The sequence below is a fragment of the Bradyrhizobium canariense genome (assembly GCF_900105125.1).
In the GTDB taxonomy this organism is placed as follows: domain Bacteria; phylum Pseudomonadota; class Alphaproteobacteria; order Rhizobiales; family Xanthobacteraceae; genus Bradyrhizobium; species Bradyrhizobium canariense_A.
On record NZ_LT629750.1, the window covers coordinates 834999 to 858069 of the forward strand.

The 23071-nt window shown below is 61.7% G+C and carries 19 protein-coding genes and 1 tRNA gene; 14 read left to right on the plus strand and 6 right to left on the minus strand.

The annotated features are described in order from the left end of the window. Window positions 1-2 precede the first annotated feature (2 nt). Together BLV09_RS04175 and BLV09_RS04180 are read right to left on the minus strand one after the other, a co-directional pair. Entirely contained in the window at window positions 3-1304 is a 1302-nt protein-coding gene (locus BLV09_RS04175; RefSeq protein WP_146686408.1) for a dihydroorotase, read from the minus strand. A 5-nt stretch (window positions 1305-1309) separates the two neighbouring features. Then, window positions 1310-2263 (minus strand): aspartate carbamoyltransferase catalytic subunit, encoded by a 954-nt coding sequence (locus tag BLV09_RS04180; protein ID WP_146686409.1) that lies wholly within the window; start codon window positions 2261-2263, stop codon window positions 1310-1312. Window positions 2264-2442: 179 nt separating this feature from the next. On the opposite strand from BLV09_RS04180, the gene BLV09_RS04185 reads away from it, so the two are divergent. From BLV09_RS04185 to BLV09_RS04195, 3 genes are all read left to right on the plus strand, one after another. Then, window positions 2443-3219, plus strand: a complete 777-nt coding sequence (locus tag BLV09_RS04185; protein ID WP_146686410.1) for a M15 family metallopeptidase — start codon at window positions 2443-2445, stop codon at window positions 3217-3219. 32 nt (window positions 3220-3251) lie between these two features. Next, on the plus strand, window positions 3252-4895 hold the full coding sequence (locus tag BLV09_RS04190; RefSeq protein WP_100382266.1) for an acyl-CoA dehydrogenase family protein: 1644 nt from the start codon (window positions 3252-3254) through the stop codon (window positions 4893-4895). A gap of 136 nt (window positions 4896-5031) precedes the next feature. Continuing rightward, on the plus strand, window positions 5032-5808 hold the full coding sequence (locus tag BLV09_RS04195) for a CPBP family intramembrane glutamic endopeptidase (protein WP_146686411.1): 777 nt from the start codon (window positions 5032-5034) through the stop codon (window positions 5806-5808). Between the two features lie 253 nt (window positions 5809-6061). Here BLV09_RS04195 and ruvX read toward each other — a convergent pair whose 3' ends face one another. Beyond that, a complete protein-coding gene (gene ruvX / locus BLV09_RS04205; RefSeq protein ID WP_167558617.1) occupies window positions 6062-6544 on the minus strand; it encodes a Holliday junction resolvase RuvX in 483 nt (160 codons plus the stop codon). 53 nt (window positions 6545-6597) lie between these two features. Here ruvX and BLV09_RS04210 point away from each other — a divergent pair, with 53 nt between their 5' ends. The 7 genes from BLV09_RS04210 (at window position 6598) to BLV09_RS04240 (ending at window position 11770) form a co-directional block, all read left to right on the plus strand. After that, a complete protein-coding gene (locus BLV09_RS04210; RefSeq protein ID WP_146686412.1) occupies window positions 6598-6822 on the plus strand; it encodes a hypothetical protein in 225 nt (74 codons plus the stop codon). Window positions 6823-6907: 85 nt separating this feature from the next. Then, on the plus strand, window positions 6908-7984 hold the full coding sequence (locus BLV09_RS04215; protein ID WP_146686413.1) for an NAD(P)H-dependent flavin oxidoreductase: 1077 nt from the start codon (window positions 6908-6910) through the stop codon (window positions 7982-7984). A gap of 237 nt (window positions 7985-8221) precedes the next feature. Beyond that, window positions 8222-8509 (plus strand): Asp-tRNA(Asn)/Glu-tRNA(Gln) amidotransferase subunit GatC, encoded by a 288-nt coding sequence (gatC, locus tag BLV09_RS04220; protein ID WP_100382261.1) that lies wholly within the window; start codon window positions 8222-8224, stop codon window positions 8507-8509. An 80-nt stretch (window positions 8510-8589) separates the two neighbouring features. Next, complete coding sequence (locus BLV09_RS04225) at window positions 8590-8802, plus strand: hypothetical protein (protein ID WP_100382260.1); 213 nt, start codon at window positions 8590-8592, stop codon at window positions 8800-8802. Next, window positions 8799-10274, plus strand: coding sequence for an Asp-tRNA(Asn)/Glu-tRNA(Gln) amidotransferase subunit GatA (gatA, locus tag BLV09_RS04230; protein ID WP_146686414.1), 1476 nt, complete (start codon window positions 8799-8801; stop codon window positions 10272-10274). Before BLV09_RS04225 ends, gatA begins: the two co-directional genes overlap by 4 nt. A gap of 81 nt (window positions 10275-10355) precedes the next feature. After that, window positions 10356-11453 (plus strand): sensor histidine kinase, encoded by a 1098-nt coding sequence (locus BLV09_RS04235; protein ID WP_146686415.1) that lies wholly within the window; start codon window positions 10356-10358, stop codon window positions 11451-11453. Between the two features lie 8 nt (window positions 11454-11461). Beyond that, window positions 11462-11770, plus strand: coding sequence for a hypothetical protein (locus tag BLV09_RS04240; RefSeq protein ID WP_146690978.1), 309 nt, complete (start codon window positions 11462-11464; stop codon window positions 11768-11770). 28 nt (window positions 11771-11798) lie between these two features. Here BLV09_RS04240 and BLV09_RS04245 read toward each other — a convergent pair whose 3' ends face one another. After that, entirely contained in the window at window positions 11799-13244 is a 1446-nt protein-coding gene (locus BLV09_RS04245; protein ID WP_146686416.1) for an FkbM family methyltransferase, read from the minus strand. Between the two features lie 263 nt (window positions 13245-13507). Between BLV09_RS04245 and gatB the strand changes: the two genes are divergently transcribed. Further along, window positions 13508-14992, plus strand: coding sequence for an Asp-tRNA(Asn)/Glu-tRNA(Gln) amidotransferase subunit GatB (gatB, locus tag BLV09_RS04250; RefSeq protein ID WP_146686417.1), 1485 nt, complete (start codon window positions 13508-13510; stop codon window positions 14990-14992). Here gatB and BLV09_RS04255 read toward each other — a convergent pair. Continuing rightward, a complete protein-coding gene (locus BLV09_RS04255; RefSeq protein WP_146686418.1) occupies window positions 14927-15364 on the minus strand; it encodes a hypothetical protein in 438 nt (145 codons plus the stop codon). The genes gatB and BLV09_RS04255 overlap by 66 nt on opposite strands. 1027 nt (window positions 15365-16391) lie before the next feature. Here BLV09_RS04255 and BLV09_RS04260 point away from each other — a divergent pair. Beyond that, the gene (locus BLV09_RS04260) at window positions 16392-16658 is read left to right on the plus strand and encodes a hypothetical protein (RefSeq protein ID WP_100382253.1); all 267 of its coding nucleotides are present in this window, start codon (window positions 16392-16394) and stop codon (window positions 16656-16658) included. 194 nt (window positions 16659-16852) lie between these two features. After that, complete coding sequence (locus BLV09_RS04265; protein WP_146686419.1) at window positions 16853-19549, plus strand: tetratricopeptide repeat protein; 2697 nt, start codon at window positions 16853-16855, stop codon at window positions 19547-19549. A gap of 902 nt (window positions 19550-20451) precedes the next feature. Here BLV09_RS04265 and BLV09_RS04275 read toward each other — a convergent pair. Further along, window positions 20452-20545: transfer RNA gene (locus BLV09_RS04275), tRNA-Ser, on the minus strand. Window positions 20546-21427: 882 nt separating this feature from the next. Here BLV09_RS04275 and BLV09_RS04280 point away from each other — a divergent pair. Next, the gene (locus BLV09_RS04280) at window positions 21428-23035 is read left to right on the plus strand and encodes a porin (protein WP_146686420.1); all 1608 of its coding nucleotides are present in this window, start codon (window positions 21428-21430) and stop codon (window positions 23033-23035) included. Window positions 23036-23071: the final 36 nt, after the last annotated feature.

Consider the following 23071-nt stretch of genomic DNA (forward strand, 5'->3'; position numbering starts at 1 on the left):
CTTCAGACATGCTCGTAGACGGTCCGGCCGCCAATGATGGTGCGCACCACGCGGCCCGAGAACCGCGCTTCGTCGAATGGCGTGTTCTTGCACTGCGATTTGAGATCAGCGGGATCGAGCACCCAGGGCGTATCGGCGTCGATCACGATCACGTCGGCGGGCGAGCCCGCGCGCAATGATCCGCCCGGCAGGCCCAGCAGTTCAGCGGGTCGCGTCGACATCGCGCGGATCAAGGTCTTGAAATCCATTTCGCCATTATGGATCAGCCTTAAGGCGGCCGGCAGCATGGTTTCAAGGCCGATCGCGCCGCTTGCGGCCTCCGCGAAGGGCAGCCGCTTGACTTCGACATCCTGCGGATTGTGATCGGACATGATGACGTCGATAAGACCCGAAGCGACGGCTGCGACCAGCGCCCGGCGATCGTCCTCGGTGCGCAGCGGCGGCGAGAGTTTCAGGAACGTCCGGTAGGGGCCGATGTCGTTCTCGTTCAGCGTCACGTGATTGATCGAGGCGGAAGCACTGACCGCAAGCCCCGCGTCACGTGCGCGCTTGAGGATTTCCAGGGAGTCGGTCGAGGAGAGAGACGCCGCGTGATAGCGGCCGCCGCTCAGTGCGACCAGGCGCATGTCGCGCTCCAGCATCACGGCCTCGGCGGCAACGGGGATGCCGGTCAGGCCGAGCCTTGAGGCGAACTCGCCTTCGTTCATCACGCCTTCGCCGACCAGATCGGGGTCTTCGGTGTAGTGCACGATCAGCGCGTCGAAATCACGGGCATAGGTCAGGGCGCGGCGCATCACCTGCGCATTGGTGACGCTGTGTGCGCCGTCGGTGAAGGCGACAGCGCCCGCGGCTTTCAACAGGCCGATCTCGGTCATCTCATCGCCGCGCATGCCCTTGGTCAGCGCCGCCATCGGATGGATGTTGACGATAGCGGTGTCGCGCGCGCGGCGCAGCACGAAATCCACCGTCGCCGAATTGTCGATGACAGGCGAGGTATCCGGCTGACAGATGATGGTGGTGATGCCGCCGGTTGCCGCCGCCTGGCTCGCGGAGGCGAAGGTTTCGCGGTGGCTGGCGCCGGGCTCGCCGACAAAGGCGCGCATGTCGACCAGCCCGGGGGCGACGATCTTGCCGGCGCAATTGACGATGTCGGTGCCTTCGGGCACGCCGGCGGCGCCGATGCCGCGCCTGGCATCACGGATGACGCCATCGGCAATCAGGACGTCGCCGATGCCATCGAAATCCCTGGAGGGATCGATGACGCGGGCGTTGGCGAGCAGGATTGGACGGCGATCGGTCAGCATGATCTTTACGCGTTGGGCAGGTTGCGGGCGAGTGCCTCGAGCACCGCCATCCGCACCGCCACTCCCATTTCCACCTGTTCGCGGATCAGCGATTGCGCGCCGTCCGCCACGAATGAGTCGATTTCCACGCCGCGGTTCATCGGCCCCGGATGCATCACAAGCGCATCCGGTTTGGCGTAGGCGAGCTTTTTCTGGTCGAGGCCGAAATAATGGAAATATTCCTGGCTCGACGGCACGAACGAGCCGTTCATGCGCTCGCGCTGCAGCCGCAGCATCATCACAATGTCAGCGCCATTCAGCCCTTCGCGCATGTCGCGGGCAACCTCGACACCCATCCGCTCGATGCCGCTCGGCAACAGGGTGGAGGGTGCGACCACACGCACGCGGGCGCCCATGGTGTTGAGCAGGATGATGTTGGAGCGCGCGACGCGTGAATGCATCACGTCGCCGCAGATCGCGATCACCAAGCCCTCGATCCGGCCCTTGTTGCGACGGATGGTGAGCGCATCCAGTAGCGCCTGGGTCGGATGTTCATGGGCGCCGTCGCCGGCATTGACGACGGACCCGTCGACCTTGCGCGCCAACAGTTCCACCGCGCCGGAGGCGTGGTGCCGCACCACCAGGATGTCCGGGTGCATGGCGTTCAGCGTCACCGCCGTGTCCATCAGCGTCTCGCCCTTGCGCATCGACGACGAGGAGACCGACATGTTCATGACGTCGGCGCCGAGGCGCTTGCCGGCGATTTCGAACGAGGATTGGGTGCGGGTCGAGGCCTCGAAGAACAGGTTGACCTGGGTGCGACCGCGCAGCGAGGTGCGCTTTTTGTCGACCTGGCGGTTGAGCTCGACATATTCCTCGGAAAGGTCGAGCAGGCCGGAAATATCGGCAGCGGAAAGGCCCTCGATTCCCAGCAGATGCCGGTGACCGAGGACGAAGGTCGATTTCGATGCAGGGGTCATTAAAGCGAGAGCTATAGGCGGGGATGGGGGGTGGGGCAAGCACGAAAAAAGCGTCGGCGAGTTATCCCCCGGGGATGTCCTATCTCGTCATGCCCGCGCTTGTCGCGGGCATCCACGTCTTCCTTGTCGTTAACCGTAAAAAAGACGTGGATGGCCGGAACAAGTCCGGCCATGACGGTATGGAACAGCTTTTCGTGAAAACGGCTACAATCACCTTCGCGGTCATCGCGTGCGCGGGCTCAGCTGCTGCACAGCCCTTGCCCGGCGATTTCGTGTACCTGCGTGATATCGATCCCTCTGTTATCCAGGACATCCGCTACGCCGGATCGAACAATTTCGTTGGCCGGCCGCTTGATGGCTACGGCGCGGCCGAATGCGTGGTGAAACGCGCGGTCGGACTGGCACTGAAAAACATCCAGCAGGAACTCGCCCGGCAGAAACTGTCGCTGAAGATGCTGGATTGCTACCGCCCGGCGCGCGCGGTTGCCGACATGGTGGCGTGGTCTCGCAATGGCACGGAGACCGCGGCCGAGCGGCGCTATAATCCCGCGTTCAGCAAGAAGGATCTGTTCCGGCTCGGCTACATCGCCACGCATTCCCAGCACTCCACCGGGGCTGCCGTCGACCTCACGCTGGTTGATTTGAGGGCTGACAATTCAGGCCGGTTCGATCCGACCAAGGATCCGGGCAAGGCCTACGCCGATTGCACCGCGCCCGCGGAACTGAGGGGACCGGAAGCCAGTATCGACATGGGCACCGGCTATGACTGTTCCGATCTGAAGGCGCATACGGCAGCCGTGTCGATCACGCCGGCGCAACGGCGCTGGCGAAACCTGCTGGTGGCCGCGATGGGCCGGCAAGGGTTTGTGAACTATTCGAAGGAGTGGTGGCACTTTTCCCTGCCGGGCGCTGGCAGGGCGGCCTATGATTTCCCGATCGCGGCACGCCGCCATTGATTCTGCCGAATTTCGACCGTGAGGGACGGCCCATGACCCAGCCTTCATTCGCGACCCATGAAGTGTTCAACCAGTCGCCACCGTTCGAGGATGTAGACCTGTTTGCGCTGGACCGGCCGCTGGTTGACGCGGTCGGGACCAATGGTGGGCGTTCTGCGGAAAAAGAATTATCCGAATTCGGGCGGCACTGGGGTTCGGCTGCGATGGCCGAGCGGGGCCGTGTTGCGAATGAGAACACGCCGAAACTGCGGGCGTTCGATGCGCGCGGCGTCAGGCGCGACGTCGTCGAGTTCCATCCGGCCTATCACGAATTGATGGCGCACAGCGCCCATGCCGGCGTGCACAATTCGACCTGGAGCGCGCAGGGCAAGCCGGCCGGCGGGGCGGCCGAAGTCGTGCGCGCCGCGAAATTCTACATGGCGGCGCAAGTCGAGACCGGTCATCTCTGCCCAATCACGATGACGCGCGCATCGGTGGCGGCGTTGGCGGTGCAGCCTGAGCTTCTGGCAACAGCGATGCCCGTGATCGCGACGCGCTCCTATGATCCGAGCTTCGCGCCGTGGTGGACCAAGCGTGGCATGACGCTCGGCATGGGCATGACCGAGAAGCAGGGCGGCACCGACGTGCGCTCGAACATGACCCGCGCGGAACGCGACGGCGATGCCTATCGCGTCATCGGCCATAAATGGTTCATGTCGGCGCCGATGTGCGACGCGTTCCTGGTGTTGGCACAGGCCGACGCCGGCCTGACCTGCTTCTTCATGCCGCGCTTCAAGCCGGATGGATCGGTCAATGCGATTCATTTCCAGCGGCTGAAGGACAAGCTCGGCAACCGTTCCAACGCGTCATCAGAGGTGGAATTCGAAAACGCCTATGCCTTGCGCGTCGGCGACGAGGGCAAGGGCATCCGCACCATCATCCAGATGGTGCAGCTGACGCGGCAGGATTGCGCGATCGCATCCGCCGGCCTGATGCGTTCCGGGCTCGCGCACGCGCTGCATCACGCCCGTCATCGCAGCGTGTTCCAGAAGCACCTCGCCGATCAGCCGCTGATGCAGGCGGTGCTCTCGGACATGGCGCTGCATGTTGAGGCATCGATCGCGCTGGTGATGCGGCTCTGCCAGTCATTCGACCGCGCGCCTGATGACGCCAGCGAGGCGGCGTATATGCGGCTGCTGACGCCGGCGATCAAATATTGGACGTGCAAGAGCGCGCCGGGCTTTCTCTATGAAGCGATGGAGTGCCTGGGCGGCAACGGTTACGTAGAGGAAGGCATTCTGGCGCGCCATTACCGCGAATCCCCCGTCAATGCGATCTGGGAGGGTTCGGGCAATGTGATGTGCCTGGACGTGCTGCGAGCGTTGTCACGCGAGGCCGACGCGGCGGCGGCCGTCTTGCAGCGGCTTGTCGCGGAAACCAGGGGATTGTCCGGCGCTCCGGACGCGGCGGCGTTCATCGGCAAGGCATTCCGCAGGCCGGACAGCGAGCGTGTGGCACGGCTCGCGGTCGAGAAACTGGCGCTGCTGGCAGCCGCCGCCGCGCTCAACAAGGTATCGCCGCGCAACGCGGAATTATTCGCGGCAACACGGCTTGCCGGGACTCACGCCGGCATGTACGGCGCCGTCGATCTCGCCAATGACGATATCAAGAGCCTGCTGTTGCGGGCGTTACCGTGAGCATCTCACTCACCGTCATGCCCGGCCTCGTGCCGGGCATCCACGTCTTCTCTTGTGACGAAACAAGGCGTGGATGGCCGGGACAAGTCCAGCCACGACGAGAGCAGACACCGATTACACAATTGAAAGTCAGTTGATGGATTCCCTCAGTCCCGCAAGCCCTCCGATCACCATAACCCCCGCCGAACGCCCGCCGCGAGTCTGGAAGTTCTGGGGTACCGCGCTGTGGGGCTTTTTTATCTTTGCCGCGATGTTTGTCGGCCAGCTCGCGGTCGTCGCCTGGTTTGTCCTGCGGCAGCATGGGCCGATCGATATTGCCGCAGCTATCCACGTGCTCGGTGGCGGCCTGACGATTTCACTTTCCGTGATTACCGGTCTGCCCGCCGTTCTCGCCGCGCTGTGGCTGCCGATCCATCTGTCGCGCACGTCATTTGCCGACTATCTCGCGCTGCGCTGGACCTCGTGGACCAATCTACTGATCGGCATCGTCGCCATGGTCGTCGTGGTGATGGGGTGGGATCTGGTGTCGCGCCTGACCGGGCGCGAGGTGCAGCCGGGATTCATGGGGGATGTGGTGCAATCGGCCGTTGCCGATGGCGCGTTATGGCTGCTGGTGCTGGCGTTCTGTGTTGCCGCGCCGATCACGGAAGAGTTTTTCGCACGCGGTTTCCTCTATCGCGGCTGGTCGGAATCGGCGCTCGGGCCGCTGGGCGCCATCCTGCTGTCGTCGGCGGTCTGGACCATGCTGCATCTGCAGTACGACTGGTTCTTTTTGGGCGAAGTATTTTCGATCGGACTCGTGCTCGGCTATCTCCGCTATCGCAGCCAGTCGATCTGGCTGACCATTTTGCTGCATGGTCTCAACAATCTGGCCGCACTGGTGCAGACCTTGTTGCTTACGGGACAGTCTTAGTTCTGCGATGGAGAACTCCCTCTCCCATGGGGAGAGGGTTGGGGTGAGGGGGGACGGTTTGTCGATAGAACTGAACCCCTCACCCGGCGCTACGCGCCGACCTCTCCCGATGGGAGAGGTGAAGGGGAAAGTCACGCCACCAGCGCAATCGCGATCGGCATGGTCGCGGCGGCCAGAATGGTTTGCAGTGTGATGATCTGGGTGAGCAGGGGTGCATCTACCGGCATTAGTGCCGCAACAACGACCGCCATCCTCAGCGATCTCCGCGCAGCTTCGCCAGCCGGTCGAGCGCGCCTTGCAGGATGAAGATCGCGGCATGCTCGTCGATCACTTCCGCGCGCCGGGCGCGGCTCATGTCCATGCCGATCAATTCACGCTCGACCGCGACGGTGGAGAGCCGTTCGTCCCACAGCGCGATGGCGAGATCAGTGAGTTTGGAGAAATTTCGGGCGAAAGTGCGGGTCGATTGCGCCCGCGGGCCTTCGCTGCCGTCCATGTTGATCGGCAGGCCGAGCACGAAGCCCACCGCGTTGCGCTCGCCGGCAATCGCAAGCAGGCACGCCGCATCGGCCTTGAACGCTTTGCGCTGGATGGTCTCGACGCCGGTCGCAAGCCTGCGGTCGGGGTTGGACACCGCAACGCCGATGGTCTTGGTGCCGAGATCGAGGCCAACGAGTGCGCCGCGTTCCGGCCAGTGCGCAACGGCGTCGGTCAGCGGTAAGATGAGAGCAGGCATGGCTCCGCATACCACGCGGCGAGCAGGACGTGCAAAGCGAAGGATGAATATCAATGGACCGGCTGACCTTGTTCGGATTGTTCGCGGTTACCGCGATGCTCGTGTGCTACGCGCTGGAGGATCGCAGCCGCTGGTTCGTCCTTGGATTCGCGTGCGCCTGCGCGCTGGGCTCGATTTACGGGTTTCTGCAGGGCGCCTGGCCGTTTGGGCTGGTCGAGGCGATCTGGACCGTGGTCGCGCTGCGGCGCTGGAGCATCAGGCCACAGAGCATGGCATAGCGCGGCTGCCTCGTGCTAACCTTGAACGCGCCCCTGGCAACGACGCCCGCGCCGATACCCTCAAAATCAGCTGAATGAGCAGACCATGTGGCCGGACCGCCGACTTATCGAGCTTTTCAAGACCGAATTTCCGATCGTTCTGGCGCCTATGGCCGGGATCATGGACGCCGAGCTCGTGATCGCGGCGGCGCAGGGCGGCGCGCTGGGCTCGTTGCTGTGCGCGATGATCACGGCCGAAAAGGCGCGCGAGCAGGTCAACATCATCCGCCAGCGCGTCGCTGCGCCGATCAACATGAATTTCTTCTGCCACAAGCTGGTCGACGCCGATCCCATGCGCGAGGCCGGATGGAAGAAGCGGCTTAAGTCCTACTACCAGGAATTGGGCCTCGACCACACCGCGCCGGTCAATGCCGCCAACCGCGCGCCGTTCGATGCCGCGATGTGCGAAGTGGTCGAGGAGCTGAAACCCGAAATCGTCAGCTTCCATTTCGGCCTGCCGGATCCGGCGCTGCTCAAGCGCGTCAGGGCGGCGGGCTGCATCGTGATCGCCTGCGCGACCATCGTGCGGGAAGCGATCTGGCTTGAGGAAAACGGCGTGGACGCCATCATCGCGCAAGGCGCGGAGGCGGGCGGCCATCGCGGCATGTTCCTGACCGAGAATATCGCTGAACAGCCCGGCACCTTCGCGCTGGTGCCGCAGGTGGTCGATGCGGTCAGAGTGCCTGTGATCGCGACGGGCGGCATCGCCGATGGGCGCGGTATCGCCGCGGCGTTCGCGCTGGGCGCGGCCGGCGTGCAGATCGGCAGCGCCTATCTGCGCTGTCCGGAATCCAGGGTGACGGCGCTGGCGCGATCGGCACTGGCCCAGGCGCGTGATGATTCCACCGTCATCACCAATGTCATGACCGGGCGTCCGGCCCGCGGCGTCGCCAATCGTGCGATGCGGGAAGTCGGCCCGATTTGCCCGGATGCGCCCGCATTTCCCCATGCCGCGACCTCATTGGGTCCCCTGAAGGCGGCCTCGGAAACGCTCGGCAAGGTTGATTTCACCAATCTTTGGGCCGGCCAGGCGATCCGGCTCGGTCGCGAAATGCCGGCGGCCGAGCTGACGCGGGCCCTGGCCGGCGGCGCGCTGGCGCGGCTGAGCCAAATGGCCGGTTGAATCTTTGTCACCTCTCCCATGGGGAGAGGTCGGCGCGTAGCGCCGGGTGAGGGGACTCGGCCAAAGGGTGGACCCTGAACCACCTGACCCCAACCCTCTCCCACCGGGAGCCCTCTGTTCGTGCCGAGAAGCCGAAGGATCGTCTGCGGTCCCTCAAACATTGGGAAGCCACGGTTGCGACGCAAAAGGCCCGTCTGCTATACGGCAGGCTGAATTTGCCGTGAGAGGCCGTATATAATGTCGGTTGATGCCGCCACCGTTCGCCGCATCGCGCATCTTGCGCGGATCGCGGTCGCTGAGCAGGAGGTTCCCCATTTGCAGGGTGAACTGAACGCGATGCTGGCCTTTGTCGAGCAGCTCAGCGAAGTCAATGTCGACGGCGTCGAGCCAATGACATCGGTCACGCCGATGGAAATGAAGAAGCGCCACGACGTGGTCGATGACGGCGAGATCGCCGACGAAGTGGTTGCCAATGCGCCGGAGACCCAGGATCATTTCTTCCTGGTGCCGAAAGTCGTCGAGTAGGCGTGGCGTTTCGAGTGAAGTGGATGCCGGTTCGCGCAAGAAACCGCGTCAAAAAATCAGTTTTGTAGACAGGAAATCCGATGTGTCTGCTCTGCGACGATGAAAAGGCCTATCAGGCCTATATGAACTATCTCGACGCCATGGAGCGGCAGGGCAAGGCTGCGGATCCCGACAAGGCGATGGACGCGGTGCTCGACCAGCTCGAAGCCGCCGACAAGGCGCGCAGCAAGCTGGATGATCCGGCCAACGACAAGACGCTGTCTCCGTTCTTTTGCAGCCCGGTTGATAAATGACCGATTTGACCTCGCTGACCATCGCCGAGGCCAGGACCGGCCTTGCGAACAAATCCTTTACCTCGCTTGAACTGACGGACGCCCATCTCAAGGCGATCGAGGACGCGCGTGTCCTCAATGCCTTCGTGCTGGAAACGCCGGATCAGGCCCGCGCCATGGCCCGCGACGCCGATGCCAGGATCGCCAGGGGCGAGGGTGGTCCGCTCGCGGGCATTCCGCTCGGGATCAAGGATCTGTTTGCGACCAAGGACGTGCGCACCACGGCCTGCTCGAAAATCCTCGGCAATTTCGTGCCACCTTACGAATCAACCGTGACTTCGCAGCTCTGGCGCGACGGCGCCGTCATGCTCGGCAAGCTCAACAATGACGAGTTCGCGATGGGCTCGTCGAACGAGACCTCGTGCTTCGGCGCCGTGGTCAATCCGTGGCGCCGCGACGGCTCCGACAAACAACTGGTGCCGGGAGGCTCCTCCGGCGGTTCGGCATCAGCCGTCGCTGCGTTGCTTTGCATGGGAGCGACCGCGACCGACACCGGCGGCTCGATCCGTCAGCCGGCCGCTTTCACCGCAACCGTCGGCATCAAGCCAACCTATGGGCGCTGCTCGCGCTGGGGCATCGTTGCGTTCGCATCCTCGCTCGATCAGGCCGGGCCGATTGCGCGCAGTACGCGGGACGCGGCGATCCTGATGCGCTCGATGGCGGGTCACGATCCCAAGGATACCACCTCGGTCAATCGCGAGGTTCCGGATTACGAGGCGGCGATCGGCAAATCCGTCAAGGGCATGAAAATCGGGATTCCCAAAGAATACCGTCTCGACGGCATGCCCGGGGAAATCGAGAAGCTCTGGAGCGACGGCGCCAACTGGCTCAAAGCCGCGGGCGCGGAGTTGGTCGAGGTATCGCTGCCGCACACCAAATATGCCTTGCCGGCCTACTACATTGTCGCGCCTGCGGAAGCCTCGTCGAACCTCGCGCGCTACGACGGCGTGCGTTACGGCCTGCGCGTGCCCGGCCGCTCGATCGGCGAGATGTACGAGAATACCCGCGCTAGAGGCTTCGGCGCCGAAGTCCGCCGCCGCGTCATGATCGGTACCTATGTGCTCTCGGCCGGCTATTACGACGCCTATTACCTGCGTGCGCAGAAAGTGCGCACGTTGATCAAAAAAGACTTTGAGGACTGTTTCGCCAAGGGCGTGCACGCGATCCTGACGCCGGCGACGCCGTCGGCGGCGTTCGGCATCGGCGAAAAGGGCGCCGATCCCGTCGAGATGTACCTTAACGACATCTTCACGGTGACGGTGAACATGGCGGGATTGCCGGGGATCGCGGTTCCCGCCGGCAAGGACGCGCAAGGGCTGCCACTCGGCCTGCAGTTGATCGGCCGTCCGTTCGACGAGGAGACGCTGTTCTCGCTCGGCGAAGTAATCGAGCAGGCGGCGGGACGATTCACACCACCAAAATGGTGGGCGTGAGTTCCATGTCGCGCGACTAGCTTTTGGGTTTGCGTTTTTTGCCGGGCTTCGCCATGGTTCGCCGATGAGCAGGGTTAGCGCATGAGCGCGGATGACGGCGTTCCATCTTCCCAACAGGTCGATCAGCTTCTCGGCTCGTCGAAGCTCGCTTCGGCGATCGAGAACGACCGATACAAGCATTTGCTCGATCATGTTCCGGTCGCGCTCGCGGTATCGCGCGGGTTCCGCGAGGAGCAGCACGTCGTTTACATCAACAAGGCGTTCGAGAATTTGATGTCGATGGCAGCCCCTGACGTGGAGGGCCAGCGCTGGACCTGTCTGGATGGTTTTCTCGACGAGGACAGCCCGACCAGGACGTTGGGTGAGGCGATCCAGGACGGCGAGGATTTCATCGGCGTGTTCCGTCCATCCGGTCCAGTCGACCGGCTGGTCATCGTGCAGGCCTATGCCTCGGTGATCGAAAGCGACGATGGCGTCGAGAGTTTTCGGATCGCGGCGCTGGTCGATGTCGGCGGCCGGGAACGCGCGCAGATCGAACAATTCGAGAGCCAGATCCGCGATCGCGACGTGCTGATGCGCGAACTTCAGCACCGGGTGAAAAACAATTTGCAGCTCATCACGGCGCTGATCCGTCTGGAAGCACGATCGGCGGCGGAAGGCGAGACGGTGGCTTTGGGGCGGCTGGCGAGCCGGATCGATGCGTTGACGGTGCTGTACCGGACTTTGTCGGCTGAAAACGCCCCGCCCGAAATCGATCTCGGCCAGTATCTGTCCGACATCGCAACCTCCGTGATGCAGGTCAGCGCCGCCGAGAGCATCAAGCTCGACATCGAGTCCGGCTATTGTCCGCTCTCGATCAACGTCGCGATGCCCACGGGACTCCTGATCAACGAGATGCTGACCAACGCGCTGAAATATGCGTTTGTCGGCCGCAGCAGCGGCCAGTTGCGGCTGATCTGCAAGCAGAGCGACGGCCGTGTGACGGTTATCGTATCCGACGATGGGGTTGGGCTCGGCGAAAATCAGGAATGGCCGTCACCGCGGAAACTCGGCGCGCTGGTCCTGCAGACGCTGAAGGAAAATGCCGGGAATGTCGTGTTCCGCGCCGAAAGCATCCGCGGGCAGGGAACATGGTTCACCCTGACCTTCGATGCGGCGTCCGGAGCGAAGCCGAACTGAGCCCGATGATGAGCATGGCGGATTTTAAAGCCGGTTTATCGGGTACTGCACCGGCGCCAGGTATCGCCGCGCCGCTCGCCGCCCTGTGGTGGGCCGCGAAGGGCCAATGGGATCAGGCGCACAAGCTCGTCCAGGACGAAGAGACGGCTGACGCAGCCTGGGTCCATGCCTATCTACATCGGCTCGAGGGTGATCTTGGCAATGCCGGCTATTGGTACCGGCGAGCGGGCAAGGCGGTCGCGACGGATTCGCTCGAGACCGAATGGGAGCGGATCGTCGCGGCGCTGATCCCCAAGGATCCATCGGCAAACACATAGCCCATATTCCGAACGACGTGCGCCGATGTCACCGGCCCACGATTGTGTTTGGGACCAGACCGCCGCGCCAGGCTTCGGCGTTCAAATGGTCCGGGGCGGGCGCCAGCAGCCGCGGCGGCACGTCGTTTTTTTGACCGGCCAGCGCTCGCTGTAAAATCCGCCGCCGCTCGATCTCCGTGGAGGCAAGGGGCTGTTTGCTGAGCCAGTCGAGATCGACGCCGGAGCTTCCAAATCTCGATGACTGGAAAGCGGTCTGTTCGAACTGTTCGAGGGCCGCGACCACGAACCATTCAACGGCATTTGCGCCCGGTGGGACGTGGTCAAATCGCGGGTTCGCGGGCCAGAAGGGCTCCATGATCCGGCCGGTGCCGCGTTTGAGAACGTCGGCCATGATGCCCAGTACTTTGACGCTGATGGTACGGCGCCCCATCTCCCAGGTGATGCGGGCAAGCGTCGACAGCCTCGGCAGCGACGCCTGCTTGTCGCAGAGCGCGGTCAGGGTGTCACCGGCGAACCGCAGAGCGGCGTAACGCTCTGACAACGAAAGGTCCCGGGATCGCCACATCGCATAGCCCGCGAGCGCGTCGCGATAGGCCGGTTCTAACGCGGCCCCACCGCCGGGCAACGCCGCGAATATCGGCGCGAACGGCTGTGCCTTGAAAAACTCCAGCGCCTTGGCCCGGATTTCATCGTCCGGCGCCCATTCCGGAATGGCCTCGATGAGCAATCCCTGCTCGGCAAGCGCTGCCGCGCGGTCGGGTTTGGCGGCGAACAGATTGAGCTCATAATGATCGAGCAATTCCTCCGCGCCGGCCGGCACCAAAACAGGAGCGCCTGGCAAAAGCCGGTAGGTGGCAAAACCCAGGGCGTTAAATGCGGCGGGAAGGTTGTCGTTCTGTTTTGACTTGGCCCTTACTTCGAACATCACCAATGGCGAGCGTTTTGAAAAGAACGATCCGGCGCCGGCCAGAATCCGTTCTTCTTCGCCCTCCGCGTCGATCTTGATGAAGTCGATCGCGCCCCAATTCCTCGCTTTTTCTTCCGCATCCAGCGAAGTGATCCGAACGCTCTCGCCGGGCCCATCGCCCTCCAGCGTATGCAGTTCGCTCGAGGCGCCCAGCACCAGATGACCCTCGCGCTCGCCGTCCGACAACGCGGCCGGGATCACATGTAAATTGTCGGCGCCGTTCTCCGCCTTGCTGATTTCGAGCAGACGGCAGGTTGCTGTTGCCGGTTCGTAGGAAAAGACCTGCCCCTTGGGCCCGACCAGCCGCGCCATGGGCAGGCTGTAAACCCCAAGGTTCGCGCCGATATCGATCGCGGTCATGCCGGGCTTCAGCCAGCGCGAGAGAAACGCGGTCTCCTTCTCGAACCACTTTTCCTGCTCGAGGATGACGTAGGTCGTGAACGCCTCGAGCGAGGACGGCACGACGATATGCGTTCCATCGACCATGCGCAGGGAAATCTCGCCCATCGTGCCTCTCGAAAATGCGAGTGAGGAAGGTATGCGGTGTCGCCGTGTATTTGCACGGATTGCGGAAATATTCACCCGTCGAAGCGGAAGTCTCGCCGAAGGGCAGGTTGCATCGGCCCCGACGTCGGCTTAATTTGCATCATACGGCAGCGCCATGCTGCGAGCCTGCCGGAAAAGTCATCGCCCAGCAAAGAAATATTGAATTATTTCAACTTCTTTGGCTGTGATTTCGTGTCGCACGACATTATCCGATCGAGTTGTCCATGAATGTTGCCGTCAAACCATCCAATCTGATCAAGGGCGCTACCGGTGACTGGGAAATCGTCATCGGCATGGAAGTTCACGCCCAGGTCACATCGAATTCAAAGCTGTTCTCCGGCGCATCGACGGAATTCGGTGGCGAGCCGAACTCGCATGTCTCGCTGGTCGATGCGGCGATGCCGGGCATGCTGCCCGTGATCAATGAAGAGTGCGTCAGGCAGGCGGTTCGCACCGGTCTTGGGCTGAACGCGCAGATCAATCTGCGTTCGGTGTTCGATCGCAAGAACTATTTCTACCCGGACCTGCCGCAGGGCTATCAAATCAGCCAGTACAAGTCGCCGATCGTGGGCGAGGGCGAGGTGATCGTTGAGTTGGCCGGGGGAGAGACCGTAGCGGTCGGGATCGAGCGGCTGCATCTGGAGCAGGATGCCGGCAAGTCGCTGCACGACCAGAGCCCGACCTTGTCGTTCGTGGACCTCAACCGCTCCGGCGTTGCCCTGATGGAGATCGTCTCGAAACCGGACATCCGCTCGTCCGAGCAGGCGAAAGCGTATGTGACAAAGCTGCGCTCGATCCTGCGCTATCTCGGCACCTGCGATGGCGACATGGAGAAGGGATCCTTGCGCGCCGACGTCAACGTCTCCGTGCGCAAGCCGGGCGGGCCGCTCGGCACCCGCTGCGAGATCAAGAACATGAACTCGATCAGCTTTATCGGCCAGGCGATCGAGTATGAGGCGCGGCGTCAGATCGAAATCATCGAGGACGGCGGTGTCATCGACCAGGAAACGCGGCTGTTCGATCCCGGCAAGGTCGAGACCCGTTCGATGCGCTCCAAGGAAGAGGCGCACGACTATCGTTATTTCCCGGATCCCGATCTGCTGCCGTTGGAATTCAGCGGCGCCTATGTGGCCAATCTGAAGGCCGGGCTGCCGGAATTGCCGGACCAGAAGCGGGCTCGCTTCATCGCCGAGTTCGGACTTTCGCCCTACGACGCCAGCGTGCTGGTGGCGGAGCGCGAGAGCGCCGAGTTCTATGAGACCGTGCTGTCGGCGCTCGCCGACAGGAAGCGTGACGGCAAACTCGCTGCCAACTGGGTGATCAACGAGCTGTTCGGGCGTCTCAACAAGGAAGGCCGCGACATATCGGCCTCGCCAGTGTCGGCGGCACAGCTTGCCGCCATCGTTGATCTGATCGGTGAGGGCACCATCTCCGGCAAGATCGCCAAGGATCTGTTCGAGATCGTCTGGCAGGAGGGCGGCGATCCCCGTGCGCTGGTCGAAGCGCGCGGCATGAAGCAGGTCACCGATCTCGGCGCGATCGAGAAGGTGGTCGACGATATCGTCGCCGCGAATCCGGACAAGGTCGCGCAGGCCCGAGCCAAGCCGCAGCTGATCGGCTGGTTCGTGGGTCAGGTGATGAAGTCATCCGGCGGCAAGGCCAATCCGCAAGCCGTGAACGATCTGCTCAAGGCCAAACTTGGCATCTGAGTGACGTGCGATGTCGTGCCCGGCATTGTCGGCGCGTCGTCGATCAAGACGCGTAAGCGAGCATTGTTCGCCGCCGAACGAGCGGTGGTTCACCGCCGCGCCGGGAAATCGTGCCCACGAATCGGCGGTCACGATTCGAGCAAAAAACCGGTTTGGGCCAGCACCGATGAGACGCGATGGCCGGAAACGCGAAAATTTTTTCATTGCCAAAAATGGCGACTCAGAGTCCGCGCAACGTGCTTTGAGCCGGTATCGGTGAGTCGCGATGGCCGCGACGATGCGATGATCGTCGGATACGCGAATTAAGGAAACGCCTGCGGCACAGGCATTTCCTTCGATATTGACAAATGCAAGTGTCGCGTTTTCGCCCACTACTCGCATCGTTGCGCGTGAGTATTGGTGTGTTGCCGATCCGCCCGCGTCGCGCGCTCTGCCATTCGGGCGTCAACACTTCCTTAAGGCGGACGCTGTTTTTTCCAATGTGTTGGTGTATTCGGGATGTAGTGCATTTCGATTCCCGAGTGCACGCAGCGATTAAGCCATCTCACTACATCAGGAGGGCAACATGGCCAAGAAAGCGAAGAAGGCGAAGAAAGCGAAGAGCGCAGTGAAGAAGACTGCGAAGAAGACCCGCAAGGTCGCGAAGAAGAAGAAGTAAATCTCGCTTAAGAAATTGCCGGCGGCTTGATGCCGGCGACGTCACCAGAACCCCAGGACAGTCTGTTTCTCGAAACGGATCTCATCCAGAGGCTCTGTCGACGAAAGAGGGTGTCGGCGAGACATCAGGTCAAACGGCTGGATCGTTCTTTCGAGGAGTTCGCTCCGAGAAGCCCGGTCCGGCAGAAGAAACAAGTTTTCTTCGTTCGGTGCGGATCTGTGGTCCGCAATTTCATCGGGCTCAAAGCCCAAGGTGAAATCTGGTCCTGACGTGTTCGCCGACGCCCTCGTTCCCATCGGCGCCCAACCGGGCGCTCTGATTTCCAACATCCCCAAAATTCGGTTGGCCGTCCGCGTCCCGCGCGGGAAGGACAGCACGTCTGTCGCAGTTGTCGTGCCGTCGCTCCCGGCTTGACCTGCGAACACCTGCCGCCGCGCCGGCACAAGCCGGGGACTGCGACTGCCGCGAATGGTTATCGTTTCGCGAAACGGCAGGGTAAACCGAATTTCTCCATCAGGCAGTAACCGGCGCCAAATGGGCGTTTTTGCGATTTCCCGGCGTGCCGGCCGAAATCGCGTTCACATTCGATTCATCCCGATACTTAAACTGCCCTTCAAATTTGATGGGCATGGTCATCCCAACAAGCCGGCAAACGGCGTGGGGAATATCGGGACGTTTCAAACAGTGGACAGGGGCCGCGCTCGGCAACGGGGCGGCGCAAAAATCAAAAGGAGATGACGGATGTTTCAGGGGCACATCGATCTGGACATGGCTACACCGGTGGCGGCGAGCGCGATCCCGGACGTGCTGTTCGAGCGCGGCCTGTATTGGGCCAGCGGGCGTTCCGGCGTGGTCAATCTGGTCGCAGCGCATAAGTGGTTTAACCTCGCAGCCCTGAAAGGCCGCAGTGATGCGATTCCGCTGCGCCGCGAGGTCGCCGAGTTGATGTCAGAGGTCGAGATCGCTACCGCCCAGCGCGAAGCCCGGGCCTGGATGACGGCGCACTGATCCGCACCCGGGAGCAGGCGTTCGGCCTTCGGGCCGGTCGATGCTCCCCATGGTTCGATTGGCGGACAGGCGGAAAGCGAAGCCGTCCGCATTTTATCATCAGGCTGGGGAATTCCCGCCTGCCGGGGATCCTGACAGCGGGCAGGCAGCAGCCGCGGCTGGTATCCGCGGCTACATTCTGTTACGCGACTTTCATGTCGAACCGTGACGAAGCCCAGAGCCTGCAACTGGCTTTCTCGCTGCACAGAAGCGGAAAATTCGCCGAAGCCGCGAAGCTTTATCGCAAAATCATCAAGCGCAATCCGAGAGAATCCAACGCGCTTCATTCGCTTGGGATTATCGAGGCGGCGGACGGCAATCTGGGTGAAGCCGCGCGGCTGATGGCTCGTTCGCTGTCCGTTCAGACGACAAACGTCCAGTTCATGCAGAACTACGCCACGGTGCTGTGCCAGCTCGGCGATTTCGAAACCGCGGGCGGGGTGTGCCTGAAGGGTTTGGAGATAGAGGGCGCGAACGCCTATCTGCTCTACGTCGCCGCCGGCGCGCTGCTCAAACAAAATCGATTGCAGGACTCGCTTTCGACCTTCGACAGGCTTCTTTCGCGGGAGCCCAATCATGTCGCGGCGATTACCGAGCGCAGTTCCGTTCTGCTGGCATTGAAGCAACACGATGCGGCGCTGGCTGGCATCGACAGGGCGCTCGCGCTTGATCCGCAATATGCGGAAGCTCATTTGAACAGGGCTGTGCTGTACGGCCAGCTCAAGCGCCATGACGAGGCGCTTGCTTCCTTTGACAAGGCGCTGAGGCTCAATCCGAACCTGGCGGACGCCTGGCTGGGCCTTGGCAACGTCCTGTTCGAGCTCGAGCGCTTTGACGACGCTCTTGTTGCATATGACAGGGCTCAGGCACTCAGGACCAATCTGGATGAGGCCTGGCTCGGTCGCGGCAATGTCTTCTACGAGCTGCGCCGCTATTCCGAGGCTTCGTTGGCCTACGATAAGGCGCTCGCGCTCAGGCCCGGATCGGCTGAGGGTTGGGTCGGCCGTGGCAACGTGGCACGCGAGCTCAAACAATATGAGGCCGCGCTGGCCTGCTTCGACAAGGCCCTCGCACTTGACGCAGGAGCCGCCGCGGCCTGGCTTGGCCGGGGCAATGTATTTCTGGAATTGCTGCGGCACGAGGAAGCGCTCGCGGCCTTCGACGCGGCGCTCGCAGCCAAAGCGGGATCCGTCGAAGCGTGGCTTGGCCGGGGCAACGCCTTGCTGCGGCTCAAGCGGTTCGATGAGGCGTTTGCGGCTTACGACAACGACCCGGGGCTTGCGGAAGCCTGGGTCGGCCTCGGCAACGTGTTCTATGAGCTGCGCCGCTATCGGGAGGCGGTGTCCGCCTATGATCAGGCTATCGCGCTCAAGCCGGGGCTCGCGGAGGCCTGGAACGGGCGTGCCAACATGCTGCGCGAGTTCAAGCAATATGACGAGGCGCTGATTGCCTATGACAAGACGCTATCCCTGCGGCCGGGCCTAACAGGCGCGGAAAGCGCCCGCATCAACGTCAAGAATTGCGTCTGCAACTGGGCAGGATGGGATGCCGATTGCGCGCGCCTGATTTCATCGGTCAAGAGCGGCAGCATGAACGCCGGGCCGTTCGAATTTCTTGCGGTCCCGTCTACAGCTCAAGACCAGCTTGACTGCGCGAAGTCCTGGATCAAGGTGATGTATCCGCCATCCCGTGAACGGCTTTGGCAGGGCGAGCGCTACGTTCACGATCGGATTCGCATCGCCTATCTGTCTTCCGACTTTCGCGAACATCCGGTTGCCCAGCTCACCGCCGGATTGTTCGAGCACCATGACAAATCAAGGTTCGAGATCACCGCGATATCCTGGGAGCGGAGTGACAATTCGGAGCTGCGCAAACGGCTGGAGGCTTGCTTCGAGCGATTTATCGACGTCGAGACGCACAGCGACGACGAGGTCGCTCGCCTCATCAAGTCGCTGGAAATCGATATCGTGGTTGATTTGACCGGTCTTACAAAGCTCTCGCGGACGAACATCGTCGCGCGGCGGCCGTCGCCCATTCAGGTGAATTATCTGGGTTATCCCGGAACCATGGGCGCCGAATACATGGATTACATCATCGCCGACCCAACCCTGATCCCGCCATCGCATCAAGACGCTTATATGGAGAAGATCGTTCGTCTTCCCCATAGCTATATGCCGCACGATGATACGTGCCGCCGGATCTCGGACCGATCCCTTGCGCGCGCCGATTTCGGACTGCCGGCGAGCGGCTTCGTTTTTTGCTGCTTCAATAATTCCTACAAGCTGAATCCGCGTCTGTTTCGATCACGGATGAAACTCTTGAAGGCGGTCGATCGCAGCGTTTTGTGGCTGTCTGAAAACAATGCTTCGGCCGTCAAAAACCTGCGAGCGGAAGCTACTGCTGCGGGCGTCGATCCCGATCGGCTAGTGTTTGCCGGTCGCCTGCCATCGGCGCCCGACCATATGGCGCGCCATCGTTTGGCGGATCTGTTTCTGGATACGTTGCCGTACAACGCTCACACCACGGCGAGCGATGCTCTATGGGCAGGTTTGCCCGTGTTGACGCAACTAGGCGAGACGTTCGCGGGCAGGGTGGCTGCGGGTCTGCTGACCGCGCTCGATTTGCCGGAACTGATCGCTGAGACGCAGGAGCAATTTGAAAGCATCGCGATCGAACTCGCGACTAGGCCGGATGCATTGGCCGCGATTAAAGCCAAGCTTGCGCAAAATCGTTTGACCAGGCCGCTATTCAATACAGAGCTCTATACGCGTCATATCGAAAGCGCTTACACGACGATGTATGCGCGCCATCAAAGCGGTCTTCTTCCTGACCATATTGATGTCCCGCAATAGATTTTGTGCGGGGTGATTTCGGAAATCGGGATCGAGGCGGGCATATGAGCGGTCGGATCACCGATCGCGCAGCGGTGGCTTGAGGACAAGTCTCGGCGCGTCGGGATAGGTGGACTCGCCCTGGCGTCGATACAGCAGCGACTTCACAGGAGCGGGCTTTCCAGGATCGGCTGCATCGCAAGCTCTGAAGGCATTCCGAATTACTATAAAATTACGAGGGCAGGAAATTATTAACCACGTTATGCCTACGATTACAGGGTGCGCTGTCAGTAAATCGCGCGAGCCAACTGAAACTCGCTGCTGCTCAACTTCGCGACTGAGTCGCTGTGTCTCTTGCCTTCGCGCCTGAATGCAGTTCAGCAGTGCGTCTATAAATCTTGTCGCTTGATGACGGGAGAGAATTATGGATTGCGTGATGTTCGTACTGTTCAGCAGTGCCGCAATAGTCCTGATCGCGGTCGGCTCGCGGGATCGGTGGCTTAACACCGAAGGCCTGCCAGAAGACGTTACCGCGGGCGAAGGTATGACCCGGACACCGATAGGGTTCGGCTCTTAAACAAAAAGACATTCCGCCGCGTCGTTCATCGATCGCGCGTTAGCTTTCGTTTTCCCCAAGGATGGTCCTTGCGACTAGCCCTTAATCGCCAGAGCAGACAGCGCGGCGCGCCTCTGCCTGCATCGCGAGCGGATCAACATCTCAACTGTGCTCGCCGGCCAAAAGCTCGGCATCAAGGAGGTCGACGACGGCATTTGGCTCGCTAGCTTCCGGCACTGTGATCTCGGATATTTCGACCTGGAGCAGAAAACCTTGCAGCCCCTCGACAACCCGTTCGGCACGAGGTTGTCACCCATGTCTCAGGTACGTTCCGTTACCCATGTCTCCGGGCCGGACACACGAAAACTGGCGGAGACGGAGGGATTCGAACCCTCGATAGGGCTTTACAACCCTATAACGGTTTAGCAAACCGCCGCCTTCAGCCACTCGGCCACATCTCCAGCAAGGCCGATATGCCCGACACGGCGGCGAGCCGCAAGCGGCAGATTTAAGGCTGCCAGATTCCCGGCCGATTTAAAGACTTATATAGAGGCTCGAGGGCCGAACTTGTGGCGCTCAGGCGAATCCCCGGGAAAACCATGTTCGGTACCGCCTGCGCTCGGATTTCGTCGCACGGACGTCCTGACGCCGCCAAGGATCGTTCACGCCGGCTTTCGGGATTTTCTGGCCGCGCCAGTTGGTTCGATTGTTTTTGGCTGGCGCCCCGGGGCTGCCGGTGCCGCCCGATGAGATTGCTTCGGGCTGCCGAGCAAAACAGGGGATCACTGTGCCAATTCATGGCCCGCCACGCTCGCTATATAAAGACGAGCTGGTAGCTCCGGGCTCCGCCGACGTCCAACATTCGACGAATCCCGGCATTTCCCCGGGGATATTTGAGTGCGCGGAAACCGTTTCGGTCGTTCGATTCGGTCCCACTCGATGTGAGGTGGGCGCAAGCCGCCGAGGCGGCCTCTCTGGCGACGATCCAAGGGCAAGGTCGGCCTGTTTCAAAACTGTCATAAAAAACAAATACTTGCGGCGAATGCACAAGCGCAACTACGTGCTATTTGTGCAACACCCGTCCAAAAACCGAATATCGCAGCCGCTCTGAAGCGGTTCCTTTGTTGCGAACGAAGGAGCCTTCGGTAATTGTGATGGTGCGACGGAGGGGGGCATCCCGAGGTCGTCCCGTTTTAGGTGGTTCGCTTCAGTCACTCGCGCACGCGGGTGTGTCCGAAGGCGCGAAGCGACTAGGCGGGTTTCAAGGGACAAGGGAACCAACCCCAGGGTGTTTTCACCCAGCGGATCCGGAACCCTCCCTGTAGAGCAACTTGGAGGTTAACATGAAGATGGTTAAGAGGCTCGTCCTCGCAACGGCGGCTGGCTTTGTCGCTGTGGGCGGGGCGCAGGCAGCTGACCTTCCCGTAAAGGCCAAAGCGGTCGAATACGTGAGGGTGTGTTCCCTGTACGGTGCAGGATTCTACTACATTCCGGGCACTGACACCTGCATCAAGATCGGTGGTTATCTGCGCATTGACAGCGATTTCAATGCCGGCGTTTACGACCAGCCGGCGTGGAGCAGCGATCTGGGTAACGGCGATCGCTATCGCAACGCCTTCTCGGAGCGTTCGCGTTTTGCTTTGACGGTTGATACCCGCACTGCGTCTGAATACGGCGTGGTCCGCACCTTCGCCCAGGGCGACTTCCAGTTCGATACCCTTGGCGGCAGCACCTCCAACCCGACGGCCCTGTCCTCGAACCTCGGCAACAACACTTCGTCGATCCTGGGAACACCGGGCGGCGGCTATGTCGCGGTTGAATACGTCTTCATCCAGTTCGCCGGGTTCACCTTCGGTAAGTCTTCCTCGGCCTATTCGACGCCCTGGAATGGTTATCCGGGCAACAACTCGTCGTTCTTGATCGGTGGCAATGACACCGTCACCGGCGTGAACAACATCCAGTACACCGCTCAGTTCGGTAACGGCGTGTCGGCCAGCATCGGTCTCGATGATCCGAGCGCATTCAACCGTACCTCGGTTTACAACCTCTCGACCGGTGCCAGCGCTGGCTTGCTGCCGGGCGGCATCGGTGCCACCGGCACTGGGAGCAACGCCTATGGCGGTGTGAACATGCCGGACGTCGTCGCCAACATCAAGGTCGACCAGGCCTGGGGTCTCTTCCAGTTGTCGGGTGCGTTGCATGAAGTTGACGCTTCGTACAACACACTCGCCGGCTCTGGCTTGACGCCTGCGGATGCGGTTGCGTCGACGACTGCGTCGATGCTCAGCGGTCACCCCGACACCAAATACGGTGGCTCGGTGATGGCAGCGTTGCAGATCAAGAACATCCCGACCGGTCCGGGCGACGACATCAAGTTCGATGCGACTTGGGCGAAGGGTGACACGAAGAACGTGATCTCCACCAGCGCAAGCTCCCCGAGCTTCGCGATGTTCGGTGGCGTTCCGGGTCAGCTCGGTTCTTCCGGTACCATGGCCTTCGGTGCGACCACGGACGGTGTTTATCTTCCGACCTCGGCCGGCGGCGACGGATCGATCCATCTGACGACGGCGTATGGTGTTCGCGGTGCGTTCAACCACAACTGGGATCCATACTGGTCGAGCAGCTTGTTCGGCGGCATGGGCTGGGTGCAGTATGACGGAACCGCAAAGGCTGAGTATTGCGCGGCCTTCTTCGCGAGCAACCCGACTGCTGGCGGCGGCGTACATTGCGATCCGAACTTCTCGATGTCGGAACTTGGTTTCATCACCCGGTGGACTCCCGTCAAGAACTTGACGTTCTCGGCAGAAACGATCTGGGCTCACTTGAACACCAGCTTCTCGGGAACCACCACAGCAGCGTTCTCTCCGGGAGCTCCGTTGCAGACTGGCGCTTACACGTTCAAGAGCCAGGACACGGTGTCCCTCAACTTCCGCGTTCAGCGCAACTTCTGATCCGGATTGTTTGACAACGCTCTAAAAGAACCCCCG

Bases quoted from the DNA above. Each gene is read 5' to 3' on its own strand.
- BLV09_RS04180 (WP_146686409.1), bottom strand. From the start codon at position 2,263: ATGACCCCTGCATCGAAATCGACCTTCGTCCTCGGTCACCGGCATCTG.
- gatB (WP_146686417.1), top strand. From the start codon at position 13,508: ATGAATGTTGCCGTCAAACCATCCAATCTGATCAAGGGCGCTACCGGT.
- gatC (WP_100382261.1), top strand. From the start codon at position 8,222: ATGTCGGTTGATGCCGCCACCGTTCGCCGCATCGCGCATCTTGCGCGG.
- BLV09_RS04235 (WP_146686415.1), top strand. From the start codon at position 10,356: ATGAGCGCGGATGACGGCGTTCCATCTTCCCAACAGGTCGATCAGCTT.
- ruvX (WP_167558617.1), bottom strand. From the start codon at position 6,544: ATGCCTGCTCTCATCTTACCGCTGACCGACGCCGTTGCGCACTGGCCG.
- BLV09_RS04240 (WP_146690978.1), top strand. From the start codon at position 11,462: ATGAGCATGGCGGATTTTAAAGCCGGTTTATCGGGTACTGCACCGGCG.
- BLV09_RS04215 (WP_146686413.1), top strand. From the start codon at position 6,908: ATGTGGCCGGACCGCCGACTTATCGAGCTTTTCAAGACCGAATTTCCG.
- BLV09_RS04185 (WP_146686410.1), top strand. From the start codon at position 2,443: ATGGAACAGCTTTTCGTGAAAACGGCTACAATCACCTTCGCGGTCATC.
- BLV09_RS04210 (WP_146686412.1), top strand. From the start codon at position 6,598: ATGGACCGGCTGACCTTGTTCGGATTGTTCGCGGTTACCGCGATGCTC.
- BLV09_RS04245 (WP_146686416.1), bottom strand. From the start codon at position 13,244: ATGGGCGAGATTTCCCTGCGCATGGTCGATGGAACGCATATCGTCGTG.
- gatA (WP_146686414.1), top strand. From the start codon at position 8,799: ATGACCGATTTGACCTCGCTGACCATCGCCGAGGCCAGGACCGGCCTT.
- BLV09_RS04175 (WP_146686408.1), bottom strand. From the start codon at position 1,304: ATGCTGACCGATCGCCGTCCAATCCTGCTCGCCAACGCCCGCGTCATC.
- BLV09_RS04280 (WP_146686420.1), top strand. From the start codon at position 21,428: ATGAAGATGGTTAAGAGGCTCGTCCTCGCAACGGCGGCTGGCTTTGTC.
- BLV09_RS04225 (WP_100382260.1), top strand. From the start codon at position 8,590: ATGTGTCTGCTCTGCGACGATGAAAAGGCCTATCAGGCCTATATGAAC.
- BLV09_RS04265 (WP_146686419.1), top strand. From the start codon at position 16,853: ATGTCGAACCGTGACGAAGCCCAGAGCCTGCAACTGGCTTTCTCGCTG.
- BLV09_RS04195 (WP_146686411.1), top strand. From the start codon at position 5,032: ATGGATTCCCTCAGTCCCGCAAGCCCTCCGATCACCATAACCCCCGCC.
- BLV09_RS04190 (WP_100382266.1), top strand. From the start codon at position 3,252: ATGACCCAGCCTTCATTCGCGACCCATGAAGTGTTCAACCAGTCGCCA.
- BLV09_RS04260 (WP_100382253.1), top strand. From the start codon at position 16,392: ATGTTTCAGGGGCACATCGATCTGGACATGGCTACACCGGTGGCGGCG.